Source organism: Micromonospora sp. B11E3 (assembly GCF_039871625.1).
Classification (GTDB): domain Bacteria; phylum Actinomycetota; class Actinomycetes; order Mycobacteriales; family Micromonosporaceae; genus Micromonospora.
In genome coordinates this window covers 41,039-51,939 of record NZ_JBDPMC010000049.1, presented here as the reverse complement: position 1 = coordinate 51,939, position 10,901 = coordinate 41,039, and the positions used below count along the sequence as shown (strand labels likewise).

Below are 10,901 nucleotides of genomic sequence, written 5' to 3'. Positions count from 1 at the left end.
AGGGCTCGTGTCCCGGCGGTGGTGCTCGGCTCGGGTGGCCCGGGGGTGTAACGACCGGGCGGCTGGCGGCATTCCGCCGTGTGGCCCTGTGGTTACCCGGGGGCGCGTGGGCCCGGGTGGTGTAACGGCCCGGCGCGTGGGCCCGGGTGGTGAGTGCATGTCGGCGACATCGCGGGGTCCGGGTGGGCAGGAAGGCGCCATGTCGGCGACATGCAGTCGAGCGGCACCCGGGGCCCGTGGCCCGGGTGGTGTAACGGCCCGGGACGGGCGATGATTCCGCCGGACCTGCCCCGGAGGGGTTCGGCCGGGACTGCTGCTCGAGCCCGAGGTAGACCACCAGCCCGACCAGTTGGGGACGGACCACGCCGGGCGTCCGGGTGTGTAACGCCCCCGGGGCCGTCGGCATTCCCCTCACCCGTCGCCGGCCAGGGCATGGTCGCACCATGTCGCCGACATGGCGGAGTCCGGCTGGCGTGGATGACCCCATGTGGGCGACATGGGGCCAACCGTCCAGGCAGGCAGGAGGAGGCCATGTCGGCGACATGGAGTCGATCGTCACCCGAGGGCGGTCCGGCCGGGCTGAGCTGGGCGCGAGGCTCAGCCATTCCGTACGCGACCTTGCACTTTGGGCCCCTCTTGTGGGCGGATTCGCCCTGTTTGTCGGGGCCGAAGGTGCACGATCGCGGAAGCGGGGCGGGCGGGGGCGGTCAGGGGGTTGGGGTGTCGGCGGTGTCCGGGTGGGGGCGTTGGGTCGGGATGCCGCCGGTGGGGTGTTCGGGGAGTGTGGCCGGCCAGGGGATGTCCGGGGAGGGGTGGAAGGTGATGCCAGCCGTGGTCCAGCGGGGGCCGTGGGCGGCCAGCCGGTCCCGGAACGCCGGCCAGTCGTGGGCGGTCCGGGGTGACCAGGCCAGCTCGGCGACGGCGGGCAGCCGCGGCAGCAGCAGGAACTCGATGTCGGCGAGCGACGTGACGGACTCGGTCCACAGCGGGGCCTCGACGCCGAGCACCGCCTCCGCCGGCACGTCCGCCAGGTGTGCACCCGGGTCCCAGTCGTACGCCCGGGCCACGTCGATCAGGCCCGCCCAGTTGTGCCCGATGGGGGTGTCCGGGGCGTACTTCATGTCGAGGTAGGCGTGGTTGGCGGGGGAGAGGATCAGCCGGGCCCCGCGCCGGACCGCGTCAGCGACGACCGGATCGTCCGCCTTCGTGCCCCACCACTGGAGGATCCGCCCCTCGGCGTGCTCGGCGGGGGCGATCTGGTGCCAGCCGACCACCGTCTTGCCCGTGCCGGCGACGATCTCCTGCGCCCGCCGCACGAACCCGGCGTACGCGTCGGCCCCGACCTTGAACGCCTCGTCCCCGCCGATGTGCAGGTACGGCCCGGGGGTGAGCGCGGCCACCTCGCCGAGCACGTCGGTGACGAAGGCGTACGTGCGCTCGTCGGCAGGATCGACGTAGCTGAAGCCGACGTCCGTGCCGGTGTACGGCGGCGGCGCGACCTTGTCCGGCGCCAGCTCGGGGTACGCGGTCAGCGCGGCGTTGGTGTGGCCGGGCAGGTCGATCTCCGGGACCACGGTGACGTGCCGCCGGGCGGCGTAGGCGACGATGCGGCGGTAGTCGGCCGCCGTGTAGTACCCGCCGGGGCCGCCGCCCACCTGGGTCGCCCCGCCGACGGTGGCCAGCCGGGGCCACGAGTCGACGGCGATCCGCCAGCCCTGGTCGTCGCTGAGGTGCAGGTGCAGGTGGTTGAGCTTGTACCGGGCCAGGTGGTCGACCACTCGGAGCACGTCGGGGACGGCGAAGAAGTGCCGGGCCACGTCGAGCATCGCGCCCCGGTAGGCGTACCGGGGACGGTCGACGATCACCCCGCCGGGCACGACCCAGCGCTCGGCGACCGGGGTCGGGCTCTCGATTGCCGCCGGCAGGAGTTGGCGCAGCGTCTGCACGCCGTGCAGCAGGCCGGCGGCCGTGGCGGCGCTGATGCGTACCCCGTCGGGGTGCACGTCGAGCCGGTAGCCCTCCGCGCTCAGGGCCGTGACGTTGACTGGGGCTGCGACGTCGATCGGGGCCGTGACGTCGCCGCGGTCCGTGCCCCCGCCGGGGGGTGCCACCTCGGCCGCGACGCCGCCGAGGGTGAGGGTGAGACCGTCGGCCGGCCCCGGCGTGTCGGCGACGGGCAGCGGGTAGCCGGTGGCGGGGCGGAGCAGGTCGGCGAGCTGCTCCGCGACGTCCCGGGCGGCTGGGTCCGGGCTGACCCGGATGGCCGCGTCGGCGGGCAGGGTGAAGTCGGCCGACGGGTCCGGGGTGACCAGTTCGGGGGCCGGCACGACGTCGCCGAGCCGGACCGGGGCCGCGGGCGCGAGCAGGTCGCCGGCCGCGAGCGAGGCGGCCCGGGCCAGGTCGGCGGCGGCCGGCTCGTGGCCGGGGAGCCCGAGCCGGGCGGGGGGCTCCTGACCGGAGAGCCCGAGGGAGTCGGGGGGCTCCTGGCCGGTGGCGGGCGTGGGGGGCGGGGTGGGTGGCACGGCGACGGCTCCCGGGGGTATTCGCGAGGGATATGGCAAAGGTGAGGTTCGGCGGAGGTCGGTGTCGTCAAGGGTACGAGGGCCAGCGCAAATGCGTGATCGTGCGCGTGGAAGCGGTCCCAAAAACCGGTACGGACGCGGAAAGTGGTGATGGGTGTGCCGATTGTCACCGAATGGCCCCAAGCCCCTCGATGTTCGCTTAGCCTTCGCCCACCGATCGGCGCTGACCTCGGATTACCTGTGGTCAGCCCCGGGGTATGAGGCAGCTGAACCTTCGTTAAGTGTCCAGTCCGGCGCGCGTGGGAGGCTCTGGTGGCAGCGCAAGACACGGTCGATCACAAGTACGTCTACGACTTCGCCGAGGGCAACAAGGACCTCAAGGACCTGCTCGGCGGCAAGGGGGCCAACCTGGCCGAGATGACCAACCTCGGCCTGCCGGTCCCGCCCGGCTTCACCATCACCACCGAAGCCTGCAAGGCGTACCTCGCCACCGGCCGGGAGCCGGACGGTCTGGCCGGCCAGATCCAGGCGCACCTGGAGTCGCTGGAGCGGGAGATGGGCCGCCGGCTCGGCGACCCGGGCGACCCGCTGCTGGTCTCCGTCCGCTCGGGCGCCAAGTTCTCCATGCCGGGCATGATGGAGACCGTCCTCAACGTCGGCCTCAACGACCGCAGCGTCGTCGGGCTGAGCGCGCAGGCCGGAGGGAACGATCGGTTCGCCTGGGACTCCTACCGCCGGCTGATCCAGATGTTCGGCAAGACCGTGTGCGACGTGCCCGGCGAGGAGTTCGAGCAGGCCCTGGAGGACGCCAAGCGCGCCAAGGGCACGAAGAACGACCTGGACCTGGACGCGGACGACCTGCGCGGGCTGGTCGACGCGTACAAGAGGATCTTCGCGAAGCACACCGGGCGGGAGTTCCCGCAGGAGCCGCGCGAGCAGCTGGACCTGGCGATCCGGGCGGTCTTCGAGTCGTGGAACGCCGAGCGCGCGGTCGTCTACCGGCGGCAGGAGCGCATCCCGGCCGACCTCGGCACGGCGGTCAACGTGGTGACCATGGTCTTCGGCAACCTCGGCCCCGACTCCGGCACCGGCGTCGCGTTCACCCGGGACCCGGCCAGCGGCGCGCAGGGCATCTACGGCGACTACCTGGCCAACGCCCAGGGCGAGGACGTGGTCGCCGGCATCCGCAACACCGTGCCGTTGCAGGAGCTGGAGCGGATCGACAAGAAGTCCTACGACGAGCTGCTCGGGTACATGGCCCGGCTGGAGGGCCACTACAAGGACCTCTGCGACATCGAGTTCACCATCGAGCGGGGCAAGCTCTGGATGTTGCAGACCCGCGTCGGCAAGCGGACCGCGGCGGCGGCGTTCGTCATCGCCGCGCAGCTGGTCGACGAGGGCCTGATCGACCTGGACGAGGCGCTGCACCGGGTCAACGGCGCCCAGCTCGCCCAGCTCATGTTCCCCCGGTTCCAGCTCGACCACGAGTTCCAGCCGGTGGCCAAGGGGGTCGGGGCGTCGCCGGGCGCCGCCTCCGGCAAGGTCGTCTTCACCTCCGCCCGTGCCGTGGAGCTGGCCGCCGAGGGCGAGGCGGTGATCCTGGTCCGCCGGGAGACCAACCCGGACGACCTCAACGGCATGATCGCGGCGCGGGGCATCCTCACCTCCCGGGGCGGCAAGACCAGCCACGCGGCGGTGGTGGCCCGGGGCATGGGCAAGACCTGCGTCGCCGGCGCCGACGAGCTGGACGTCGACGTCCCGGCGAAGAGGTTCACCGTCGGCGGGCACACGGTCGGCGAGGGCGACGTCGTCTCCATCGACGGCACCACGGGCAAGGTGTACCTGGGCGAGGTGCCGGTCACGCCGTCCGAGGTGGTGCAGTACTTCGAGGGCACCCTCGACCCCGAGCGGACCGACGACGCGCTGGTCGAGGCCGTACACAGGATCATGACCCACGCGGACGGACGGCGGCGGCTGGCGGTGCGCACGAACGCGGACACCGGCGCGGACGCCGCCCGGGCCCGGCGCTTCGGCGCGCAGGGCATCGGCCTGTGCCGCACGGAGCACATGTTCCTCGGCGACCGCCGGGAGCTGGTCGAGCGGCTGATCCTGGCCCGCACCGACGACGAGCGCGAGGCCGCGCTGGCGGCGCTGCTGCCGTTGCAGCGCGACGACTTCGTGGAGATCTTCCGCGAGATGGACGGGCTGCCGGTCACCGTACGGCTGATCGACCCGCCGCTGCACGAGTTCCTGCCCCCGCTGGAGCAGCTCGCGGTCAACGTCGCGGTCGCGCAGGAGCGCGGCGAGGACGTGGCCCGGGAGGAGGCGCTGCTCGCCGCCGTCCGGCGGATGCACGAGGAGAACCCGATGCTGGGCCTGCGCGGCGTGCGGCTCGGACTGGTGATCCCCGGCCTGTTCGCCATGCAGGTCCGGGCGATCACGGAGGCCGCCGTCCGGATCACCCGCGACGGCGGGTCGGCCTGCCCGGAGATCATGGTCCCGCTCGTAGGCGCGGTGCAGGAGCTGGAGACGGTACGGGCCGAGGCTGAGAAGATCATCGAGGAGGTGGTCGGGGACAGCGGCGTCGAGGTGCTGATCGGCACGATGATCGAGGTGCCGCGGGCGGCGCTGACCGCCGGGCAGATCGCCGAGGCCGCGCAGTTCTTCTCGTTCGGCACCAACGACCTGACCCAGATGGGCTGGGGCTTCTCCCGCGACGACGTCGAGGCGGCGTTCTTCTGGCGCTACCTGGAGCTGGGCATCTTCGGCATCTCGCCGTTCGAGTCGATCGACCGGGAGGGCGTGGGCCGGCTGGTGCGGATCGCCGCCGAGGAGGGGCGGGCTGCCCGGCCGGAGCTGAAGCTCGGCGTCTGCGGCGAGCACGGCGGCGACCCGGACTCCGTCCACTTCTTCCACGAGGTGGGCCTGGACTACGTCTCCTGCTCGCCGTTCCGGGTGCCGGTGGCCCGGCTGGAGGCCGGCCGGGCCGCGATCGAGACCACCGGCTCCGACAGCCGCTGAACGCCCCGGTGCCGGCCCTGGCGCGCGCGTCGCCAGGGCCGGCCGCCGGGTCTGAGCGGTCCGTGGGTCTGAGCCGTGTGCGGGTCTGAGCCGTGTGCGGGCCGGACCGGTGCCCGGTCCCGGGGGCCGTTGGTCAGATCGGCGGGCGGCGCCAGCCGGTGGTGCGCGGGGCGTTCTGCGAGCGCCCGGGCAGGGTCGCCATCGGGGTACGCACGGCCAGCGGCGCGCGCGGGTCCGGCGGCGGCACCGTGTGCGTCCGGGTGGTGCGCTGGCGGTCGAAGACCGAGCCTGTCCGGTCGGCCACCGCCCGGGCCTCGGCGTGCAGCGTCTCCAGGTCGGTGGCGGCGGCCGTGACCAGGGTGAGCAGGGCGTGCCGGCCGGCCGGGTAGGTCACCACGGCGCCCCGGGCCGTGCGGACCACCGACTCCTGGAACTCGCCGTGCCGCACCGTGTCGGCGACCCGGTTGCCGAGGCCGAAGCTGGCCGCGGCCAGCGCCGCCAGGTGGGTGGCGTCGGTCGTCGGCAGGTCGCTGGAGATGAGCAGGCCGTCGGTGCCGGCGAGCACCGTGCCGGCGACCTCCGGTCGCCGTCGGCGCAGCCCGCGCAGCTCCGAGCCCAGCATCCGGTCAGCGTCCACAAGAGCCTCCCCGTCGTGCGATTCGCGTACGGATCCGTGATCACGTTCTGCTCTGGGAACGCTACCTCCGGCCATGGTCGCCCCGCGAGCCCGTGACGGTGGGCGATCAGTTCACAACTCTCGACTGATCGGCTGTTGCCAGGCGCCGGCACGGGAGTCGTCAAACGCGCCGCGGTGCCCGGTCGGGCGTAATCTTGGCTCGCGCGAGCCGTCGTAGCCGGGTGGAGGGTGGACCGCATGACCAGCGTCTGGGCAAGTCTGACCGTGGACGCCGGCGACCCGGCCCGGCTCGCCCGGTGGTGGGCGGAGGCCCTCGGCTACCAGGTGGTCACCGAGCGGCCGGACGAGGTGGAGATCCGGCAGTCCCCCGACCGGCTTCCCGGCATCGTGTTCGTGCCGGTGCCCGACGACAAGCAGGTCAAGAACCGGCTGCACATCGATCTGCGCCCGGCCGACCTGGAGGCCGAGGTCGAGCGGCTGGTCGACATGGGCGCCCGGCACGTCGACATCGGTCAGCGCGACGTCGGGTGGACGGTGCTGGCCGACCCCGAGGGCAACGAGTTCTGCGTGCTGCGGCCGCGGGGATAGGCCGGTGGCGGGGTGAGCGGGCCCGGGTCGTCCGGCGCGCGGGACGTCCCCGGGCCAGGCCGGCCCGGGTCGTCCGTCGACGAGGCGCGTTGGGTCGACGAGCCGCCCAAGGACACGGGCCACGGGCGTTCGCCGTACGAGCGGGACCGGGCCCGGGTGCTGCACTCGGCGGCGTTCCGGCGGCTCGCCGCGAAGACCCAGGTGCACACCGCCGGCACCGACGACTTCCTGCGTACCCGGCTGACCCACTCGCTGGAGGTGGCGCAGATCGCCCGGGAGATGGGCGCCCGGCTGGGCTGCGAGCCGGACGTGGTGGACACCGCCGGGCTCGCCCACGACCTCGGCCACCCGCCGTTCGGGCACAACGGCGAGGCCGCGCTGGATCTGCTCGCCGCGCCGTGCGGCGGCTTCGAGGGCAACGCGCAGACGCTGCGGGTGCTCACCCGGCTGGAGGCCAAGGTGCTCGCCCCGGGCGGCGGGTCCGCCGGGCTGAACCTGACCCGGGCGTCGCTCGACGCGACCAGCAAGTACCCCTGGCCCCGCCGGCCGGGCGAGCGCAAGTTCGGGGTGTACGCCGACGACCTGCCGGTCTTCGACTGGCTGCGCGCCGGCGCCCCGGCCGACGGGCGGCGCTGCCTGGAGGCGCAGGTGATGGACTGGGCCGACGACGTGGCGTACTCGGTGCACGACGTCGAGGACGGCATCCACGGCGGGTACGTCCGCCTCGGCCCGCTGCTGGCCGACCCGGACGAGCGGGCCGCGCTGTGCGCGGACGTGGCGGCCACCTACTCCGGGGAGTCCCCGGGCGACCTGGGCGAGGTGCTGGTGGACCTACTGGCCGACCCGGTGCTCGCTCCGCTCGCGGCGTACGACGGCAGCCACTCCGCACAGGCGGCGCTCAAGGCGACCACCAGCGTGCTGACCGGCCGGTTCGTCTCGACCGCGGTGGCCGCCACCCGGGAGCGCCACGGCTCCGGCCCGCTGCGCCGGTACGCCGCCGACCTGGTGGTGCCCCGCCGCGCCCGGGCGGAGTGCGCGCTGCTCAAGGGCATCGCCCTGCGCTACGTGATGCGTCGCCCCGGCGCCGTCGACCGGTACGAGCGGCAGCGGCGGATCCTCGCCGAGCTGGTCGCCGCGCTGGTGCGCCGGGCGCCGGACGCGCTGGACGAGGTGTTCGCCCCGCTGTGGCGGGCCGCGCCGAACGACGCCGGCCGGCTGCGCGTGGTGATCGACCAGGTGGCCTCGCTCACCGACCCGGCCGCCGTGGCCTGGCACGACCGGCTGGCCGCGGGCTGAATGCCGGAGATGGGAAACCCGGGGGATGGGAGATCTCCGCTGGTTAGGCTAGCCTAAGTGGCATGACGGAGCGCCCGAAGAAGGTCACCGCCGCCACGGTCGTCCGGACCGAGCGGCCCACCCCGCACCTGATCCGGCTGGTGCTCGGCGGGGAGGAGTTGACCGGCCTGCCGGTGGGCGAGTACACCGACCACTACGTCAAGCTGGTCTTCCCGCCCGCCGGGGTGGCGTACCCGCACCCGACGGACCTGGCCGCCATCAAGCGCGAGTTCCCGGCCGAGCAGTGGCCGCGGCTGCGGGCGTACACGGTGCGCAGGTGGGACGCGGCGGCCGGCGAGCTGACCATCGACGTGGTGCACCACGGCGACGAGGGGCTGGCCGGGCCGTGGGCCGCCGCGCTGCGTCCCGGCGACCGGGTGCTCTTCACCGGCCCCGGCGGGGCGTACGCCCCGGACCCGACCGCCGACTGGCACCTGCTGGTCGGGGACGAGAGCGCGCTGCCGGCGATCGCCGCGGCCCTGGAGCGGCTGCCCTTCGGCGCGCCGGCCAGGGTCTTCGTCGAGGTCGACGGCCCGTCCGACGAGCTGCCGCTGGCCAGCCCCGGCGCGGTCGAGCTGCGCTGGCTGCACCGGGCCGGTCGCCCGGTGGGCGAGGCGCTGGTCGAGGCGGTCCGGGCGCTGGACTTCCCGCCCGGGACGGTGCACGCCTTCGTCCACGGCGAGGCGGGCTTCGTGAAGGAGTTGCGCCGCCTGCTGCGGATCGACCGGGCCGTGCCGCGGGAGTGGCTGTCGATCTCCGGCTACTGGCGGCGCGGCATGGACGACGAGGGCTGGCGCGCCAGCAAGCCCGACTGGAACCGCCAGGTCGAGGCGGACGAGGTCACCCTTCCCATCTGACCCGTCCCGCCGCCGGCCCGTCCCGTCCGGGGCGGGCCTTTCCCTTGCCCGGCCATGTAGCACATCTGCTACATTCTGCCGCACAGGTGCGACGGAGGGCGGAGGGCGATGACGTCGGTGACGGAACGGGGAAGGGCCGGTGTCGACGGCCCGCCCGACGGCTCCCTGGTGTTGGACGTGCGCGACCTGCGGATGCGCTACGGCTCGGTGGACGTGCTCGACGGGGTGACGTTCCAGGCCCGCCGGGGCGAGGTGGTGGTCCTGCTCGGGCCCAACGGCGCCGGCAAGTCCACGACCATCGAGATCCTGGAGGGCTTCCGGATGCGCTCGGCCGGCGACGTCTCGGTGCTCGGGGAGGACCCGGCCCGGGGCGGCGAGGCGTGGCGGGCGCGGCTGGGCGTGGTGCTCCAGTCCTGGCGGGACCACGCGAAGTGGCGGGTGGCCGATCTGCTCACCCACCTCGGCGGGTTCTACGCCGCGTACTCGACCGACCGGGTCCGGCGGCCCTGGCCGGTGCCCGAGCTGCTGGCCGCCGTCGGGCTCGCCGGGCACGCCGGGGACCGGATCGGCCGGCTCTCCGGCGGCCAGCGCCGGCGGCTGGACGTGGCCGTGGGCATTGTCGGCCGGCCCGAACTGCTCTTCCTCGACGAGCCGACGGTCGGCTTCGACCCGGTGGCCCGCCGCGAGTTCCACGACCTGGTGCACCGCCTCGTCGACCTGGACGAGACCGCCATCCTGCTCACCACCCACGACCTCGACGAGGCGGAGAAGCTGGCCGACCGCATCCTCGTGCTGGCCGGCGGCCGGATCGTCGCCGAGGGCTCGCCCGACGAGCTGACCCGGCGGGTGGCCGGCGAGGCGGAGGTCCGGTGGACCCGCGACGGCGAGCGGTACGTGCACTCGACCGCCGACGCCACCCGCTTCGTCCGGGAGCTGTTCCGCCAGCACGGCGACGCCGTGCGGGAGCTGGAGGTGCGCCGGCCCAGCCTGGAGGACACCTACATGGCGATCGTGTACGCGCACGAGTCCGGGGCGCGGCCCGCGGAGGCCGCCCGCGCGTTCGGGAAGGGGACGGGACGATGAGCGCGAGGACCGACGCGGTCCGGGCCGGCCTGGGCCGGGGCTGGATCGAGCTGCGCAACAGCTTCACCAACGTCCAGGACCTGTGGAACTACTTCTTCCCGACCTTCGTGCTGCTGGTCGCGATGTTCTTCATGCGCGGATCCACCGTGCCGGGCACGCAGTTCTCCCTCGGCGCCCGTACGCTGCCCAGCGCGCTGGCGATGGGGCTGGCGTTCGGCGGTCTGCTCGGCCTGGCCCAGCAGCTCATCGTCGACCGGGAGGACGGCACCCTGCTGCGGGCCAAGGCCACCCCGAACGGCATGCTCGGCTACCTGATCGGCAAGATCATCATGATCTCCGCGGTGACCCTGATCGGCGTGCTCATCCAGCTCACCCCGGCGCTGTTCTTCCTCGACGGGCTCCGGGTCGCCGACGCCGGGGCGTGGCTCGTCCTCGTCGGGGTGGTGCTGCTCGGGCTGCTCGCCACCCTGCCGCTCGGGGCGGTCATCGGCTCGCTGATCGAGAACCCGCGCAACATGGGCGTGGTGGTGCTGCCGGTCATGGGGCTGGTCGCGCTCTCCGGCATCTTCTACCCGATCAACGGCTACCCGGGCTGGTTGCAGGCCGTCGCTCAGGTCTTCCCGCTCTACTGGCTAGGGTTGGGCATGCGCTCCGCCCTGCTGCCCGACGCGATGTCCGCCGTCGAGCTCGGCGGGTCGTGGCGGCACCTGGAGACGCTGGCCGTGCTCGGCGTCTGGGCGGTGCTCGGAATGCTGCTGGCCCCGGTCGTGCTGCGCCGGATGGCCCGACGCGAGTCGGGGTCCCGGGTCGCCCTGCGCCGGGAGAAGGCGCTGCGGCGGCCGGTGTGAGAAGGTCTGG

General features: G+C 73.9%; 8 protein-coding genes. 6 read left to right on the top strand and 2 right to left on the bottom strand.

Annotated elements, in window-relative coordinates; all coding sequences use genetic code 11:
- Positions 1 to 707 precede the first annotated feature (707 nt).
- Positions 708 to 2,522, bottom strand: a complete 1,815-nt coding sequence (locus ABGB16_RS22485; protein WP_347670068.1) for a beta-N-acetylhexosaminidase — start codon at positions 2,520 to 2,522, stop codon at positions 708 to 710.
- Positions 2,523 to 2,834: 312 nt separating this feature from the next.
- On the opposite strand from ABGB16_RS22485, the gene ppdK reads away from it, so the two are divergent.
- Entirely contained in the window at positions 2,835 to 5,543 is a 2,709-nt protein-coding gene (gene ppdK, locus ABGB16_RS22480; protein ID WP_347670067.1) for a pyruvate, phosphate dikinase, read from the top strand.
- A gap of 133 nt (positions 5,544 to 5,676) precedes the next feature.
- On the opposite strand, the gene ABGB16_RS22475 is transcribed toward ppdK, so the two are convergent.
- Positions 5,677 to 6,180 carry a roadblock/LC7 domain-containing protein gene (locus ABGB16_RS22475; RefSeq protein ID WP_347670066.1) on the bottom strand — a complete coding sequence of 168 codons (504 nt, stop codon included), beginning with the start codon at positions 6,178 to 6,180 and terminating at the stop codon, positions 5,677 to 5,679.
- A gap of 237 nt (positions 6,181 to 6,417) precedes the next feature.
- Between ABGB16_RS22475 and ABGB16_RS22470 the strand changes: the two genes are divergently transcribed.
- From ABGB16_RS22470 to ABGB16_RS22450, 5 genes are all read left to right on the top strand, one after another.
- Complete coding sequence (locus ABGB16_RS22470) at positions 6,418 to 6,768, top strand: VOC family protein (RefSeq protein WP_347670065.1); 351 nt, start codon at positions 6,418 to 6,420, stop codon at positions 6,766 to 6,768.
- 12 nt (positions 6,769 to 6,780) lie between these two features.
- Entirely contained in the window at positions 6,781 to 8,064 is a 1,284-nt protein-coding gene (locus ABGB16_RS22465; RefSeq protein ID WP_347670064.1) for a deoxyguanosinetriphosphate triphosphohydrolase, read from the top strand.
- A 62-nt stretch (positions 8,065 to 8,126) separates the two neighbouring features.
- Positions 8,127 to 8,960, top strand: a complete 834-nt coding sequence (locus ABGB16_RS22460; RefSeq protein ID WP_347670063.1) for a siderophore-interacting protein — start codon at positions 8,127 to 8,129, stop codon at positions 8,958 to 8,960.
- 108 nt (positions 8,961 to 9,068) lie between these two features.
- Positions 9,069 to 10,043 (top strand): ABC transporter ATP-binding protein, encoded by a 975-nt coding sequence (locus tag ABGB16_RS22455; protein ID WP_347670062.1) that lies wholly within the window; start codon positions 9,069 to 9,071, stop codon positions 10,041 to 10,043.
- The gene (locus tag ABGB16_RS22450; protein WP_347670061.1) at positions 10,040 to 10,891 is read left to right on the top strand and encodes an ABC transporter permease; all 852 of its coding nucleotides are present in this window, start codon (positions 10,040 to 10,042) and stop codon (positions 10,889 to 10,891) included. The genes ABGB16_RS22455 and ABGB16_RS22450 overlap by 4 nt, the downstream gene beginning before the upstream one ends.
- Positions 10,892 to 10,901 lie beyond the last annotated feature (10 nt).